Source organism: Sinorhizobium saheli (assembly GCF_001651875.1).
GTDB classification, from domain to species: Bacteria; Pseudomonadota; Alphaproteobacteria; order Rhizobiales; family Rhizobiaceae; genus Sinorhizobium; species Sinorhizobium saheli.
On record NZ_LNQB01000093.1, the window covers coordinates 23,093 to 39,197 of the forward strand.

At 62.6% G+C, this 16,105-nt stretch carries 12 protein-coding genes, 1 tRNA gene and 1 pseudogene; 4 read left to right on the top strand and 10 right to left on the bottom strand.

Translation table 11 applies throughout. From position 1 onward, the window contains the following. Positions 1 to 54: 54 nt before the first annotated feature. Positions 55 to 128 (top strand) — tRNA-Pro (locus ATB98_RS23790). A gap of 344 nt (positions 129 to 472) precedes the next feature. Here ATB98_RS23790 and ATB98_RS23795 read toward each other — a convergent pair. After that, entirely contained in the window at positions 473 to 760 is a 288-nt protein-coding gene (locus tag ATB98_RS23795; RefSeq protein WP_234782010.1) for a helix-turn-helix domain-containing protein, read from the bottom strand. A gap of 261 nt (positions 761 to 1,021) precedes the next feature. Between ATB98_RS23795 and ATB98_RS28330 the strand changes: the two are divergent. After that, positions 1,022 to 1,263 (top strand): annotated as a pseudogene (locus ATB98_RS28330) (integrase core domain-containing protein); the annotation flags it as partial. Between the two features lie 118 nt (positions 1,264 to 1,381). On the opposite strand, the gene ATB98_RS23805 reads toward ATB98_RS28330, so the two are convergent. Then, entirely contained in the window at positions 1,382 to 2,710 is a 1,329-nt protein-coding gene (locus ATB98_RS23805) for a tyrosine-type recombinase/integrase (RefSeq protein ID WP_066878174.1), read from the bottom strand. 1,053 nt (positions 2,711 to 3,763) lie between these two features. Here ATB98_RS23805 and ATB98_RS23810 point away from each other — a divergent pair. Beyond that, positions 3,764 to 5,050 (top strand): Nramp family divalent metal transporter, encoded by a 1,287-nt coding sequence (locus ATB98_RS23810; RefSeq protein ID WP_066878176.1) that lies wholly within the window; start codon positions 3,764 to 3,766, stop codon positions 5,048 to 5,050. Between the two features lie 109 nt (positions 5,051 to 5,159). On the opposite strand, the gene ATB98_RS23815 is transcribed toward ATB98_RS23810, so the two are convergent. The 5 genes from ATB98_RS23815 to ATB98_RS23835 are packed head-to-tail and all read right to left on the bottom strand — an operon-like array spanning position 5,160 to position 10,989. After that, a complete protein-coding gene (locus ATB98_RS23815) occupies positions 5,160 to 6,377 on the bottom strand; it encodes a glycosyltransferase (protein ID WP_066878178.1) in 1,218 nt (405 codons plus the stop codon). Continuing rightward, positions 6,374 to 7,618 carry an O-antigen ligase family protein gene (locus ATB98_RS23820; protein ID WP_066878181.1) on the bottom strand — a complete coding sequence of 415 codons (1,245 nt, stop codon included), beginning with the start codon at positions 7,616 to 7,618 and terminating at the stop codon, positions 6,374 to 6,376. The genes ATB98_RS23815 and ATB98_RS23820 overlap by 4 nt, the downstream gene beginning before the upstream one ends. Then, a complete protein-coding gene (locus ATB98_RS23825) occupies positions 7,615 to 9,177 on the bottom strand; it encodes an undecaprenyl-phosphate glucose phosphotransferase (protein WP_066878183.1) in 1,563 nt (520 codons plus the stop codon). Before ATB98_RS23825 ends, ATB98_RS23820 begins: the two co-directional genes overlap by 4 nt. A 58-nt stretch (positions 9,178 to 9,235) precedes the next feature. Continuing rightward, positions 9,236 to 10,408 (bottom strand): glycosyltransferase family 4 protein, encoded by a 1,173-nt coding sequence (locus ATB98_RS23830; RefSeq protein ID WP_066878184.1) that lies wholly within the window; start codon positions 10,406 to 10,408, stop codon positions 9,236 to 9,238. A 5-nt stretch (positions 10,409 to 10,413) separates the two neighbouring features. After that, on the bottom strand, positions 10,414 to 10,989 hold the full coding sequence (locus ATB98_RS23835) for a polysaccharide biosynthesis/export family protein (protein ID WP_066878186.1): 576 nt from the start codon (positions 10,987 to 10,989) through the stop codon (positions 10,414 to 10,416). Between the two features lie 262 nt (positions 10,990 to 11,251). Here ATB98_RS23835 and ATB98_RS23840 point away from each other — a divergent pair, with 262 nt between their 5' ends. Beyond that, entirely contained in the window at positions 11,252 to 13,384 is a 2,133-nt protein-coding gene (locus ATB98_RS23840; protein WP_066878187.1) for a GumC family protein, read from the top strand. A gap of 7 nt (positions 13,385 to 13,391) precedes the next feature. Here the strand turns inward: ATB98_RS23840 and ATB98_RS23845 are convergent, their stop codons facing one another. The 3 genes from ATB98_RS23845 to ATB98_RS23855 all read right to left on the bottom strand — a co-directional run bounded on the left by ATB98_RS23845 (position 13,392) and on the right by ATB98_RS23855 (position 15,948). Next, the gene (locus tag ATB98_RS23845) at positions 13,392 to 14,645 is read right to left on the bottom strand and encodes a GNAT family N-acetyltransferase (RefSeq protein WP_066878189.1); all 1,254 of its coding nucleotides are present in this window, start codon (positions 14,643 to 14,645) and stop codon (positions 13,392 to 13,394) included. A 331-nt stretch (positions 14,646 to 14,976) separates the two neighbouring features. Then, positions 14,977 to 15,717 (bottom strand): metallophosphoesterase family protein, encoded by a 741-nt coding sequence (locus tag ATB98_RS23850; protein WP_066878192.1) that lies wholly within the window; start codon positions 15,715 to 15,717, stop codon positions 14,977 to 14,979. 18 nt (positions 15,718 to 15,735) lie between these two features. Continuing rightward, on the bottom strand, positions 15,736 to 15,948 hold the full coding sequence (locus ATB98_RS23855) for a DUF2842 domain-containing protein (RefSeq protein WP_066878195.1): 213 nt from the start codon (positions 15,946 to 15,948) through the stop codon (positions 15,736 to 15,738). Positions 15,949 to 16,105 lie beyond the last annotated feature (157 nt).

Here is a 16,105-nt window from a genome sequence, read left to right on the forward strand (position 1 = left end):
GTTCGTTATACGGGATCGGTGATTGTGTTCAGACCATGCGTTGACAGGCAATGACGGAATGTAGCGCAGCCCGGTAGCGCACTTGACTGGGGGTCAAGGGGTCGTCGGTTCAAATCCGGCCATTCCGAGGTTTTTCAAGGGCTTACTTTCTGCAGTAGGCTAGTTATCGAAAGCCGGTTAGTCTCACGACTAGCTGGCTTTTCGGTTTATTCGGGCTGTTTCTCGTGTGAAGTGAACACCTGAACACTTTTCTGGCCACGTTTACCAGAAACAAGCATCTGCCGCAGGCAGATTCCGTTTTCCTTCCGTATCCAAGCCCAGGCTCAGCCCCAAATCGCTAAGAGCCGCTCGGGCTTGGATACAAAAGAATGTCGGGCGTCAGCCCGTCCGCTTGGAAGGGTCCCCGGAGCGAAGCGAGGGGGCTTTGAGTTCAACAGGGCCTCCCGAAGAGCGCCTCGTCAGCAGTCCGCCGCTACTTCACCTTCGGCGTCGAATGTTTCTGCAGCTCAACGGACGGAAGATGGTTGAGGGGAGAATCATCCTCAACAGCGTTATTGTTGACGATACCCCATCCCCTACCGTTCTCCGGCGGCAGAAAAACAATGCCATTCTTGACGTAGAACTTTTTCAGTTCCGCCGCAGAATTCAACATGCCGGCCACCCCACGTTCCACCCGCTGGATGCTCGATCGCGAAATCCCGGAATGCGCTTCAACCATTTCTTGGCTGAGACCGAGAAACTCCCTTGCAAGCTTCATCATGATCGGAGGCGGCAGCAACATAAGGATTCATTTGCATGGATCCGGGCGCGCCGCAAATCCACGCGTGAGCATCTTGACTCGTGACGCCCTAGGCGTCAAAAAAGACGCCTTGAGCGTCGTTGCAGTCAGCGTGAATCCTTACGCCCTAATAATCGGGATCCGAATCATGAGTTTCAAATTGCTAGCGGAGGTCGATCGGCTCGACCGCCTGCTGAGAGATATAAAGCGCCTCCAGGCAAGCGACATAAAGGCCAGCGATCTGGGGAATACGTCTCGATCAAGTATTCGGAGCGGCTGGGCGAAGCGGGCATCGAGCCTTCCGTCGGAAGCGTCGGCGACTCTTACGACAACGCCCTCGCCGAAACGATCAACGGTCTCTACAAGGCCGAGGTCATCCACCGGCGCGGACCGTGGCGCAGCTTCGAAGCGGTTGAATTCGCCACCCTGGAATGGGTCGACTGGTTCAACCATCGACGGCTTCTGGAGCCCATCGGCAACATCCCNCGGGCATGCCAGGGAATGTCGCCACGAGCAGCTCAGGAGAAGTCCGAATCGCGCTTTCATTAATGGCTTCTTGAATGGGCGCCTTGAAGTTTACGGCGATGGAAGGACGCCTCTTCATCAGTCCTCCACACGCGCAACTTGGTCGATATCCTCCAAGACCTTCATGAACGCGTCTGAAAGGAACTCCTCGTTCGTGTCGACCCAACTCAAGTATTCATTGACTGTGGTGAGGACGTTGGTATGCCTCAGCCGTTTCGAGACTTTGTTCCATGGTTCGTCTTGTCCTACTCTCGCGCAATCAAGGTACAGTGTCACCGCGAAGGTATGCCGCAGATCATGAAACGTATGCGCAGCCTGCTTGCCGAATTCGTAGGCGTATTCACCGGACGGCCCCAGAATTGGCCGACCTTCTGCATCAAGGACGTACAGCATCGCGGTGCGAGTGACGCCAACCGCAATGCACGCTGAAGAGAAGACCCTAGATAGCGTATCCGGCTTAAGAGCGTTTCCGACGTCCCGTCGGTTTGCGGTTACGCCGTTAACAAAAAGAGCCTCGCAATTGTGGCGCGATCCACATGGATAGCGAAGAATTGTAGCCCGATCGATCGCCTGCCGTCTTTCCGTTTCAATGTATTTCAGTAGCTGCTCCACCAAGTGAGAAGGCAAATAGACCATTCCTGGCCGGAGCCCTTTTGTCTTCGTAATCAAGAGCGGTATTAGCTTGGACGGACGTTGAGGATCTACCTGCCGTGCCAGATTCAAAATCTGGAGGACGGTTAGCGAGCAAATCTCGTCTATACGCATACCGGTCACGAGCGAAGTTTCGGCGGCTAGCCTATCACGACGCGGGTACGCTGCCTCGCTGTCCGCCGAGGGCCCGAGATGATCGAATATCCGCTTCCGATCGGTATCTTGAATTGGATGGATCTTATCAGTGGCGCCGGAGTCCTTCGGTAGTGCGGCATAAGGGGAATTGGGATCCTTAGCTAGGAATCCATTTATGTAGCCTCCAGACGATGACAACTCGCCTTCAGAAACCGCCGAGGGCAGGCCCTTTTTGATCCGGTATCTGTGGTACCTGATCGCTGTTCCGAAGCGTCTGTATATGGTCGACGGAGCAAACCCTTGCCTTGTACGGACAGAGACGCCCTGGGCAAAACACGAGGCAAAACCCTCGATGACAGGGAGTGTGACATCGCACTCCTCGATGCCGATAGCAATCAGATATGTTTTGTATTGATGGAGATCCTCGGTATAGCTGTTCTCCGTTTTCTTCCACGACTTACCCATTCGGCGCGCTTTGTCGGCATGCGAGAGCGTAAATTCGTTCATGGTAGTGATCGGATTGAGATCATCGTCAAGCAGGATCTTGACACCGGGTTGAACTCGATGGCGCACCTCGGCATGCTTATAGGGAACCCAGTCAGCGGCCCGATCAACCGTCACACAACGACAACCTGACATCTACACTACTCCGCCTTGAACAAAACTAAGGCGACGCCTGTTCGCGCTGCAGGTTTCGAGTCTTAGGTAACGAGTTTCCACGGTCGCCGCCCGATGATTTCACCTATTTGGCGGGACGAGATGACAGACTAGAGAGGAAGTCCAATAAACTATAATTTACTGAATTAACAAAATAACGGAACGGATTTTCATTGACAAGGATTAGATAAGCACGTTCCTGTCGCCTCTTGATGGTTATATGTTACTGCTCGAATCCTTGACTGATCCTTGATGAATCCTTTTGACTGTCATGCCGCAGCTTGTCAACAGTTACGAAACGCTCACACGACACAGGATTTGTCAACAATTCGCGTAAGGCCTGCTAGAAAGTCGGCGACCGTGTAGGTTGGGCTGCAGTCCACGAGAAGAATGCACATGCGTCTTCCGAGGGGGCGGCCCATGACCGCGCTTCGCGTCGCCCACGACGCGTCAAAAACGAGACTTCGTTTCATGAGCGAAGGCCCCGTGGAGGTCGTTTGGACCGGCGGGCGAAGAGTTCGCGTGAGTTGTAGATGCTCACTCGTGGATACCGGCGTCCTAGTCAATTGGGAGCGACGAGCGCACTGGGATGATGAGACGCGCGCGGAACGTCCGCTCCTTCCTGCGGGGTCCATTAAGCTACGAAGAACCACTATCTGGACAAACGGACCCCATATAAGAGTTCGAGTCCAGTCGCTCCGACCATTTATCTCCCTCATAAATTTGGCGATTTGGCGCTTGTGCTGTTCGCGCAGAAGCGCGTCGCAATTCGCTTTTGTGCCTGCTGGAAATCCTCGACAGAGCACGGCCTGGCCTATGCCTGCCGGACGGCGGCCTCAGCCCGCGCAGTTCAAGCGAGCGCGCGCTAACAGGAACATAAGTTCACTTTCAGGGTTTACGACCGGTTTTCGGAGTTCCGGTCATGTCCCCGTCGGCCCAGCGAAATGTCGCCATCGTCATCGCATTGGATCTCGTGATCGTCGTGGCAATGATTCTGGCCCATGCTCCGGGCCTCCTATGAGCAAGCGGGAGGCGGCTGGAGAAGACGCGGGAAAGCGAGACGGTGTCGGCCGGGCCCTGGGGCTCGGGTTGATCACCGGCGCTGCGGACGACGATTGTTCCGCGATCGGCACCTATGCAAGCGCCGGAGCCCGCTTCGGAACCGATATCCTCTGGACCGCCCCGGTTACCCTGCCGATGATGTATGCGGTGGTCTATCTGTCCTCGAAGCTTGGGCAGGTGTCCGGCCGCGGCCTTTTCCATGTGATCAAGGACTTTTACCCGCGCTGGCTCCTGTGGGCGGTCCTGATCGGGGTTCTGATCGGCAACACCATCGAGGCGGCGGCCGACCTCGGCGGGATGGCCGCGGCGATCGGCATGTTCGTGCCGCTCCCGGCTCCCCTGCTCGTGGCAGGCGTCGCCGCGATCATTTTCGCCCTTCAGCTCTATGGCTCTTATACTTTCATCCGAAACGTCTTCCGCTGGCTTGCGCTGGCGCTGCTCGCCTATGTCGGGTCGGCCGTCCTGGCACAGCCCGATGCCGCCGCGATCCTGCGCGGCACGCTCGTCCCGAAGGCCGAGTTCAGCCGCGAATTTCTATCGATCCTCGTCGCCATCATCGGCACGACGCTGTCGGCCTATCTCTATACCTGGCAGTCGAACGAGGAGGTGGAGGAGGAGATCGGCAAAGGCAGAACCACGGTGGAAGAACGCAAAGGTGCGACGGCAGGCGAACTTCGCCGTTCGCGGCGCGACATACTGATCGGGATGACCTTCTCCAATCTCATCATGTATTTCATCATCCTCTCGACGGGCGCCACGCTTTATGAGGCGGGCGAGCACGATATCGAGACGGCCGTCCAGGCCGCGGAGGCCTTGCGCCCCCTGGCGGGCGAGGCGGCCGGTGTACTCTTCGCGGCGGGCATCATCGGCGTCGGGTTCCTCGCCGTACCGGTAATGACGACCGGCGCCGCCTACGACCTGGCTCAGGCGATGGGCTGGCGCCACAGCCTGCATGCGAAGCCTGGCGAGGCGCGCAAGTTCTACATTGTGACGGGGGTCTTCACCCTCATAGCCGTTGCTCTGAATTTCCTCGGCTTCAACCCGATGAAGGCATTGGTCTGGTCGGGGATCGTGCAGGGATTCTCGACGCCTCCGCTTCTCCTCCTGATCCTGCTGATGACGAACAATCGGAGGATCATGGGCGATCACGTGAACAGCGCCAGCACCAACGTGCTCGGCTGGGTAACCACGGTCGCCATTTTCTCGGCTTCCATTGGCCTGATCGCGACCTGGTTCATATGACGCAGCAGCGTCCTGCAGCAGCGGGGAGTCCAGAGTGGGAAGCGCTCACATGCGTTCGTGCCACCGCGCTATCTGCTTGGTTGCCGCGTTTCTTGCGACGTCAGGTGATTCAACCTGACTGCAATGCCGCAGCGGCGCGCGGAGACGACGCGTATCGCTCGATCCGCCGTGCCGCCAGCCGCCGGTAAACCTCCTCCGTCTCGTCGATCATCCGCTCAAGCGTGAAGCGATCCTTGCGGGCCTCCGCCGCCCTGGTAAGTCGCGGATAATTCTCCGGGTGGGCGGCGGCGAGCATGGCTTTCGCGAGCGGCGCAATGTCGTCGCCGTTTGGGACGATGAAGCCGTTTTCGCCATGGTCGACCGCGGCCCGCGCGCCGCCGACGTCGGAGATGATGATCGGTCGTCCGGCGGCGGCGGCCTCGAGCATCACATAGGACATCGCCTCGTAGCGGCTCGGCATGACGAGAAGATCGAAGGCCGCAACGGCCTCGGCCCCGGTGAAGGCGGAGGTCAGGTGAATGCGGTTGCGCAGGGCGCTGGCGGCGATTGCGCGGCGAAGCGCGCCCTCCAGCTCGCCGGAGCCGACCATGACCAGATGGCTGTTCCCGATGGAGGAGGCGACAATTGCGAAGGCATCGAGAAGGCGCTCGGGCGCCTTCTGTGTCGACAGCCGCCCGATGAAGCCGAAGACGAAGGCGTCCGCGGGAATACCGAAACTTGCGCGTACCGACGGCGCCATGTCGGGCGAGGGGGCCGCGACGCCGTTGACGATCACGGACATGCGCTCCTTCGGAATGCCGATCGTCAGCGCATGTGCGAACTCGTCCTCGGAGACCGCGTTGAGGTGATCGGTGAAGAAGCGGGCGAGAAGCGCTTCGATCGCGCCGTAGATCAGCCGTCCGGTCGGCCCGAGCGCCGGATCCATGGTCCTGAAGGCGTGAGGCGTGTAGACCCGGGGCACGTGGCGCCCCGGCAGTCGGAGGCGCGTCAGCGCGCCGGCCTTGGAGCTGTGGCCATGAATGACGTCGAACGGGCCGGAGCCGCGGATGATACGACTTATGGCGTGAAAGGCCGGCAGGTCGGACGGGCCCGGCGCACGCCGCATGGCGACGGCATGTACGCCAGGCAGGCCGAGCGCCTCGAGCTCGCGAACGAAGCCTTCCTCCGCCCGCACCGGCGAATAGATCGCCTCGACGTGGTGGCCGCGCGCATGCATGCCGCGGCAAAGGTCCAGAAAGTGGCGGCCGGACCCGCCGCCGCTCGGTTCCAGGACCTGAAGGAGACGCAGCGCGGAGGTTTTGGCGATGGCGGCAGCGCTCACGGTCATGCCGACCTTCCGGCCAGTGCCTGCCGCCGGCAGCGATATTCGAGCGCAGCGCATCCCCAGACGACGCCGACGAGCAGGTAGAAATGGCGCCAGTGATCGGTGTCGATGACGTTGCCGATGCCGACATGGCCGATCAACGTCACCCAGGCGATCGCCAGATAAGGCTGCCACGGGCGGTCGAGCAGCAGGAAGCGGAACCCGAGCGAGAGCGTCCACAGGATGAGCGTGACATAGGCGATGAAGCCGAGCCAGCCATAGGAGGTCAGGCTCTTCAGCAGCACATTGTGCTCGTCTTCCGGAAACATGGTGCTGAACACCATCGGGCCGATGCCGAGCGGCTTCTCCATGGACATCAGGAAGCCGATCCGGTGCCGGTCGAACCGGCCGAGATGCCCGCCGTCATATTCCTGCACGAGCTGGGAGCGGCTGGAGAAAAGCGCCGCCACCCGTTCGGACTGCAGCGCAATCACGAGCGCCGCGACGATGAACAGGGCGCCTGAGAGCGCCATCACGAGGATGCGCAGGCGGAAGAGACCGCTGCGCTGCTTGAGCAGCATGACGAAGACCAGGGCGAGGATGCAGAAGAGGTTGAGCGCCCAGGCGGCTCGCGAGAACGACAGGAAGACGCCGAGCTCCAGCACGAGCAGGCCGGCGATCTTTAAGGGCGCGCGGCGGATCGGCTGGGTCAGCAGGCCATGGACGAGATAGAGCGCCGGGGCCGCAAGGAAGGGGCCGAAGACGTTCGGGTCCTGGAACGCTCCCTTGGCGCGGTCGTAAAGGGTGAAGCTCTCCGCCCCCGGTATCACGCCGAAATAGCCGACGATGCCGAGGAGGGCGGTGATGACCGCGGCGGTGACCCAGGCATTGAAGATGAGCGGCAGGCGCTGGTGGCGATCCTCGATGATGGCGGCGAAAAAGACCGCCGAAAGGCAGAGGAAGCCGGAGACGGCCATGTACATCGGCGCGGTCGCAAGGTCCGCCATCACCGTCAGCGACAGGATGCCGCCGACCATGAACAATATGAGAAGGGCGAGCAGGGGGGCGGTCGCCCGCGAAATCCTGAGCCCGAAGAGCGCCCAGAGGCCGATGAGCCCGGCCAGGAATATCTCGTAGGGTGCCGGTTCCGCGATGACGAAACCCGACAGGAAAACGGCGAACGCGACCAGGCCCGAGCCGACGATCGAAATCGCCGCAAGCTGGGGTCGAAGGACGAGAGGCCTGGTTGCTGTCGCGGCGATCAATAGGCGTTTTCCGTATTGAGCAGCCGGAACGGTGTCAGGAAGAGGATCTTCAGGTCGAAGAGCAGCGACCAGTTTTCGATGTAGTGAAGGTCGAATGCGGTGCGGAAGCGGATCTTCTCGTCGTTGTCGACCTCGCCGCGCCAACCGTTGATCTGCGCCCAGCCGGTCACGCCGGGCTTGACGCGGTGGCGGGCGAAATAGCCCTCGACCACGTCGGAATAGGTCCGATCCTGCGTCTGCGCCAGCACGGCGTGCGGACGCGGCCCGACGAGCGAGAGCTCGCCCTTCAGCACGTTGAAGAGCTGCGGCAATTCGTCGATCGAGGATTTGCGCAGGAAGCGGCCGACGGGTGTCACGCGCGGATCGTGCCTGGTCACGGCGTTGCGCGCCGTCGGATCACCCAGATGCGTGTACATCGAGCGGAACTTGTAGACCTCGATCGTCTCGTTGTTGAAGCCGTGGCGGTGCTGCTTGAAGATGATCGGGCCCGGGGAGGTCGCCTTCACGGCGATCGCCGCGACGAGCATGACCGGCCAGAGCAGCGCCAGCGCGACGAGGCTGAAGAAGATGTCGAAGCATCGCTTCGCCACCGAGTCCCAGTCGGCGATCGGCTTGTCGAAGATGTCGAGCATCGGAACCTGCCCGACATGCGAATAGCTGCGCGGGCGGAAGCGCAGATTGTTGGCATGCGCCGCAAGGCGGATATCGACCGGAAGCACCCAAAGCTTCCTCAGCAGTTCGAGGATGCGGTTTTCGGCGGTCAGCGGCAGCGAGATGATCAACATGTCGATACGCGCGAGCCGGGCGAATTCGACCAGTTCGTCGACCGTCCCGAGCTTCGGATAGCCGGCGATCACATTTGGCGACCGGCGCTCGTCGCGGTCGTCGAAGATGCCGCAGATGCGGATGTCGTTGTTCGGCTGGTGCTCGATGGCGCGGATGAGGTCCTTCGCGGGCTGGCCGCCGCCGACGATGACCGCCCGGCGCTCCATCGTGCCGTTTCGCGACCAATGGCGGATGGAGTAGGCGATGAAGGCACGCTCGGCGACGAGGAAGAAGGCGCCGGCGATGAACCATGCGCCGATCCAGAAACGCGAATAGAGATGACCGGATTTCAGAAAGAAGAGCGCGAGGGCAATCGCGCCGAAGGTCGCGGCCCAACTGGCCAGAATGCGCGGCGTCATCCTGAGCCAGGCGCGCAAGGCCGGCACCTGGTAGGCATCGGCGATCTGCATGGCGGCGACCGCGAGCGCCGAGCCGCCGACGAGAATGCCGAGATAGACAGGCAGCTGCGCAAATGTCGGCGCGACGTATTGGGCGTTGATGCCGTAGCCGATGGCGAACAGGGCTGAGAAGTCGAGCAGCCGGATGAGCCCGGTGATCATCGCCGGCGAATAGGTGTCGGCGCGAAACTGGAGCGCGATCTGCCGCGCGAGCGGAGTGAGTTCCGCGATGCCTTTTGTCGCCGTCTCCTCGTCACGGGCGGTCGTTCGAATCTCCGAGAACTTCTTGCGAAGCGCTTGGGGATCGAAGGTCTCGGGCCTGTCAAACTGGTTCATGGTTTTTATCCGGGGCGGAAGTTCCTCGTCCGGATAGCAGAAAGCCACTAAGAAACGCTTACGTTGTACGAAGGCGCCCGTCGAGCACCAGCGATTCCGCGGTCAGTTCGCGATAGAGTTGCATCACATGGCTGGTCATCACGGAAGCGGCGAAACGGGACCTGAAGCGCTCCGCATCCGGCATCGTCCGGGCGGTCCAGCCCCCGTCGACGACCGCGGTCGCCATGCTCCGCGCGAGCGCCGCGGCATCGCCTGGTTCGACCAGCGCTTCGCTGTCGGCTCCAAGCACCTCCGGGATGCCGCCGACCCGTGTGGCGATCACCGGCTTGCCGGCGGCGAGCGCTTCCAGAAGGATGTAGGGCATGGCTTCGGCGCGGGAGGGAATGACGACGAAGCGCGCGAGGGCGAAAGCGTCGCGTGCCTTCATCGCCGGCCGCATGGTGATGCGGTCGCCAAGGCCCATCCCGAGGATCATCTCTTCATATTGCCGCTGCTGCGGCCCGTCGCCGACCATCACGGCGCGCAGGGGGCGGCCGATGATTTTCTCGGTCGCGGCAAAGCCCTCGACAAAGAGATCGGGACCCTTGAGGTCCCTCATCATGCCGATATAGAGGAAGTCGGCCGCCTCTGCCTCGGTCTCGACGCGCGCGAACTCGCTGTCGTCGATACCGTTGTAGATCAGCTCGCTGCGGCCGGGCGGGCGCCCGATCTTGGCGAAATAGGCCCGCCGCTCGAAATCGCAGACGAAGACGAGCGCGTCGGTGAGGTGCTCCTGCAGGCGCTCCAGCCGGAAGATGAATGCGCCGGAAAGCGATCGCCGCGGGTAGTGGAGGCTGCCCCCGTGCGGGGAATAAAGGCGGGCTACGCGATACTTGTTGACCCGCAGGGCTGAACCGATGATGCGTGCGAGCGCGCCGCCCTTGGCGCCATGCCCGTGCAGCACATCCGGTTGCAAACTCCTGATTTCCTTGTAGCTCTGCCAGAGCGCGGCGATGTCCGAGGCGCCGATGCCGCGATGGATCGGCACCCGGGTGACGCCGAGCGCCAGATAGGGGCGAACCTCATCGAAGAGCTTGTCCTCGTAGGCGCCGCCGGTGATGCTGTCGCACAGGATGCCGACCTGGTGTCCGGCATTCGCATGAGCCTCCGCCAGATCGCGAACGTGCCGGAAGATGCCGCCGACCGGCGATCTGAAGCAATGCAGGATGCGCAAGGGGCGTTCGCTCGACATGGAGGTCAGAACAGCCGTTCGCGCACATAGATCGTGTCGCCGGCCAGAACCGGGTCGGTTATCGGCACGCGACCGGTGATGATGCGGCCGTTGAGCTTGCGGGTGATGTCGGCGCTCGACTGGTTGGCCCGCGGCGTGAAGCCGCCGGCGACAGCGATCGCGTTCTGGACCGTCATCCCCGGAACGTAGGCATACTGGCCGGCCTGACCCACTTCGCCCATGATGAAGACGGAGCGATAGCGATCGACCTCGATCGTCACGTCCGGATCCTTGAGGAAACCCTCGCGCAGCTTCGCGGCGATCATGCCTTCCAGTTCCGGAAGCGTATGTCCGCGCGACGGCACGGCTCCGACGAGCGGGAAGGCCACGTAGCCGGCCTGGTCGACCGTGTAGGTGCCGCTGAGGCTCGGCTGCTCGAAGACGTTGATGCGAAGTCGGTCGCCGCTGTCGAGCCTGTAGGGCTGGATCGTCGCCTCGCTGAAACCCTTGGGCGCCGGCTGATAGTTCGTGCAGCCCCCGACAAGCGCCGACAATATCGCCACGGCGAAAGCGCGCGTTCTGATGCTGGCTGCGGTCGACATGCGGTCATGGGCTCCGGAAACGATCACCTCTCGCCAACGTTATCGATCCGTTAGGGTTAATAGCCGGTAAACCCGATGCCGGATTCTCGACGGGCCCTGCTGCGTGTCTCCTTAAATCGACCTCGATTAGGGACAAAGACATGCAGCAATTCAAAATGCGCAACCGGCGGGCAGGCGCCCTCGCGGTTGCAACCGAAGTTAACCGTTGCGTTACCATGTTCCTTTACCGTCCGGGCGGATGAAGAAGCTTCGGAGTGCGGGCATGTCGGGTCTCGGCGGTGAGCATGTGGATATCGATCTTGGCGGGCTCGCCCGCGCCATCTGGCAGCGCCGCACCAGGGTGCTGCTCGTAACGGTCGGCGCCGCGGCCATCGCCTTTGCCGCAGCGAAGACGATGGCCCCCGATTACGAAGGCGAGGCGCGCATACTGATCGAGTCGCGCGAACCCGAATTCAGCGGCTCCGCCCAGGCTTCGCAGAGCGCTTCCGACCGGATTTTCGACGAGTCCGGCATCCTCAGCCAGGTGCAGGTCCTGCGTTCCGCCGACCTGATCAAGCAGGTCGCACGCAACATGAAGCTGCATGAGCTCGAGGAGTTCGATCCCTCGGCTCGTCCCTCCGCCGTTTCCGACCTGCTGGTGATGCTCCGCCTCAAGAAGAATCCGCTCGAATTGCCGCCGGAGGAGCGGATCCTGAAGGAGTTCAATGAAAAGCTGCAGGTCTACCAGGTCGAAAAGTCGCGTGTGATCGCCATCGGCTTCACCTCGAAAGATCCGAGACTTGCGGCCGCCATCCCGAACGAGATGGCCAAGGTCTATCTTTCGCTGCAGAGCGGCGCGAAACTCGATTCCAATTCCGAGGCGAGCCGCTGGCTGGAGCCGGAAATTGCCAATCTGCGCGAGAAGGTGCGCGAGGCGGAGGCGAAGGTTGCGGCCTACCGCGCCGAGTCGGGCCTGCTTCCGACCGGCGAAACCCAGAATTTCGCCACCCGCCAGTTGAGCGACATCTCGGCGGAGCTCGCGCGGGTGCGCGGGGAGCGGGCAAACGCGGCGGCGCGCGCCCAGGGCGTGCGCGCGGCCCTTGCCGACGGCCGCTCGGCCGACACGCTCGCCGATATCGTCGGCTCGCCGATGATCCAGCGCCTCAAGGAAAACCGCGCCAATGTCCAGGCGCAGATCGCCGACCTTTCGACTTCCTTGCTCGACGGTCATCCGCGCCTGAAGGGGCTGAAATCCCAGCTCGAGGGGATCGAAGGACAGATCCGGGCGGAGACGCGGAAGATCCTCGCCAGCCTCGACAACGAGGCGAGGGTCGGGCAACTGCGTGAACAGCAGCTGATGCAGCAGTTGAACTCGCTCAAGGCGCAGTCGGCGCAAGCGGGCGAGGAGGAAGTGGGGCTCAGGGCCCTGGAGCGCGAGGCGGCGGCGCAGCGCCAGCTTTTGGAGACCTACCTTGCGCGCTATCGCGAGGCGACGTCCCGCACGGTCGCGAACGCGACGCCCGCCGATGCGCGGGTGATCTCGGGCGCCGTCGTTCCGACCAGCCAAAGCTTCCCGAAGGTATTGCCGATCACCATCGTTGCGGCGCTGGCGAGCTTCCTGGTGAGCTGCGTCGTCATCATGCTCGGCGAGCTCTTCAGCGGCCGTGCGCTGAGGCCGGTCGACTTGCCGGAGGCGCCGCCTGCCCGTCCGCCCGCGCAGGCGCTCGCCATCCCGGACGGCATCGAGGAAATTCCCGCGCCCGCCCTCGTGCCGGACGAGCCGGCGGAAAGGGAGGCGGAAGAGGTCGAAATCGCGATGGAGCACGATTTCTCGATCGAAGCGGTCGCGGATCATCTTCGCGCGAATGCCGTGCAGGTCGCCGTCGCCGTGTCACCCGGCGGCGATGAAGGCTCGACAGCGACCGTGATGCTGGCCCGACTTCTGGCCGAAGAGGAGCAGAAGGTCGTGCTGATCGACCTCTCGGGCTCGGCTTGCCCGACGCGGCTGATGGCGCAGTCGGCAAGCCTTGCCGGCATTACCAATCTGCTGACCGGCGAAGTCGCGTTTTCCGAGTCGATCCATGCCGACCGCTTTTCCGCAGCGCATGTCATACCGCATGGCGACGCCGATCCGCACGCGGCGATGCGCGGCATCGATCGGCTGCAGATGATCGTCGATGCGCTCACCAGCGCCTATGACTTGGTGCTGATCGAATGCGGCGCGGCGGATGCGGCCGCGATCGCCAAGGTGGCGCGGCGCGAGGGAACCGAGATCATCCTCTCCGCCCCGGCCGTCAGCGATGACGAGATCGTCGAGGCGCTGACCAGCTTCGGAGAGGCGGGCTACCGCGACGTCGTGCTGATGACCGGACAGGGCAGAAGCGGCCCCGAGTTTCCCGATCGGCGCGCCGCCTGACGAGGTATCAACCGTCCTCGGTATCGGTGGCGGATGCCGTTGCCTGCCGGCGCTGCCGCTGTCGTTGAACGAAGGCATAGAGCGTCTTGTTGGCCTTGATCGCCCGCTTCGCCCCAGCGGCTGTCCGGTGGGCGGCGGCGGCCAGGTATCCGCGCGCTGTCATGGGCAGGATGATGTCCTGCAGGGGAGTCTCGATCGTGCACCAGGACCGCTTGTAGGCCTGGTCGCCGATGCCGAAGTCGAAGAGGGTCACGCCGTCGGCGCAAAAGCGTTCGATCATTCGATAGTACAGCAACTCCCCGGGGCTGCTGTCGGCGGCGAATTCATCGATCGAACCGAACTGGCAGACGACGTGGTCGCCTTTGCGGGCAATGCCGGAGATCGCGACAACGCGGCCCTCGTGCGCCCCCTTGAGCCTGATCGCGTTCATTTCCAAGGGTCTTCTGTCCTCCCGCGCGGATGCTCCGGCATCGATGAGCGCGTGAAAGAAGGCGCGTGTCTCGGGGGTGCGAAAAGCATCCGGCAACCCCTGCGCCTCGAAGCGTGCGGCCTTCTGCCGGAAGAACGTCTCGAGCAGGGCGAGGGCCTCACCACTTTCGCGGGCGATCACATAGTCGTAGCCGCCCATCTCGGCCAGGCGGCGTTCGGACAGGCGCATCTTCTTGCGCCGCCGCCGGGCGTTGATCTGGACGAGCGTGTGCTCGACGGTGCCGAGGAGCGGCAACTGGAACGAGGCATTCGGGTTTTGATTTGCCGGCAGGCCGGCGAGGGGGTGCGCCGCGCCGCGCCACGCCGCCGGCATTCTGTCAAGCACGACGACATCGGCAAATCGGCGGAGCGCACGCGCAAGGCCCGTGGTGAGCGCAGCGGCAATCTCTCCCTGCGACATCCCGTCGATCCCGCTGCCGAACAGTCCGGTGTTGAGATTGCTGTGCTCCGAACCGATGAGGCGGGCCGTCCGGAAAAATGCACGGCGCTCGACCTCGAACGGCAGGAGGAAGAGCAGCCGGCCGCCGATCGTTCCCCGCACGATCCTCAAGTCGCTCTTGTGCGTCGCCTTCCACGCCGCGCACCAATCGAAGCTCTGGAACAGGGAATTGCGATTGCTCTCATCGAGGGCGCGCCATTCCGCTTCGAGGGAAACCATGTCGGAATGGACAGACATCGCGATCCTATCGGTATCGCAACGCTCGGCCTGGGCCGCCGAAACATGCCGCATGGCATTGCTCAAAGGGGCAAGGATGAAATCGGTATTGGGCATCTGGTCTCGATCCGCGTGCGTGATGTGCCATTGAAGCGGAAATATTGCCAAATCCGATTAATCCGGCCGCGTGAGCGAGAACGCGGTTAGCAAAGCGTGAACCGCGCCGTTTCGGGTGGAAAGACAATCGCCGAATTTGGTGGGATGGGTCCATCGACAAGGTGACCCGCAACATTACGGCGATCCCCGGTGCCGATCTTCGACGTGCTTGAAGCTGCGGGAAGGGCATTTTAAAGCGGGACGCGCTCACATGCCTTCGCGCCACCGCTCTATCCGTTTGTCTTGCCGCATTTGTGCGACGTCAGGTGATGCCACCTGACTGCAAACTGCTTTAGTCCAGGAAGCCCGTGGCGAGCGCCTTTGCCCATTCGGGCCGCCCACGCTCGGCGGCGAGCCGCGACATCGCCATGTGGTCATAGCGGACGCAACGAAAGGCCGCGGTCCAGCCGCCGTCCGCGTGCTCGACGATGGCGTAGCGCGCATCCGGCGAGCCGGTCTCGACCTTGTGCGCAACGGGCCGGTCGTCGTCATAGCCGGGACAGCCGACGCTGCCGGGATTGACGAGGAGGCGGCCGTCCGCGAGCCGCACCGCGCGCGGGATATGGGTGTGGCCGCAGAGGATCACCGGATAAGCGATGCCCTCGGCAAAACGCTCGATGCTCTGCCGCGTCGCCATGTGTAGCGTCCCGTCCGCCGTCAGCGCTTCCATCCAGTAGGTCTCGTCGCTTGCCGGCGTGCCATGGCAGAGAAAGAGTGCGTTCCGGTAGGCGAGCGTTTCCGGCAGGGCGGCGAGCCACGCCTCGTGGGCAGGTTCGAGCTGAGCGTGAGCGCTGCGGTCGGACAGTCCCATGCGGGCCGGATCGAGCGTCGTCAGATACCGGTCGTGATTGCCGCGGATCGCCGGGATGTCGCGCCCGATCAGGATATCGGCCGTGCGGGCGGCGTTGAGCGGCCCGCTCAGGTGGTCGCCGAGATTGACGATGGCGTCGATGCCGAGAGCGCCGATGTCGGCGAGCACCGCCTCGAGGGCGAGGTCGTTGCCGTGAATGTCGGAAATGACGGCGATCTTCATCGTCGGGCCGCCTGCCAGTCAGCGATTGCCGGCCGGTTTCTCCATCCATTTGATGATCAGCATCGCCGGAAGGATCCACAAGAGGCCGGTAAGGAAGAAATAGAGGAGATGCACCCACCAGGGCGAAGCGCCGAGCAGCAGCGAGGCGAAGGTGACCGCCGTCAGCGCATAGACGATGACCAGGATGATGATGAGGACGGTGCCGATCAGTTTTCTGAGGCGTACGGGCATTTTTCTTCTTTCGGACGGCGGCAATCGGAGCGGGATGCGGACGAGTGTACCTCTCGCCGGCAGCTTTGGCGTGGGCCGCGACGGCATGCCGCAAAGGCTTCGGCCTTGTTTTGCACGGCACTCTGGTGCAAATCAACGGCTTTCAGACGGGAGGCAG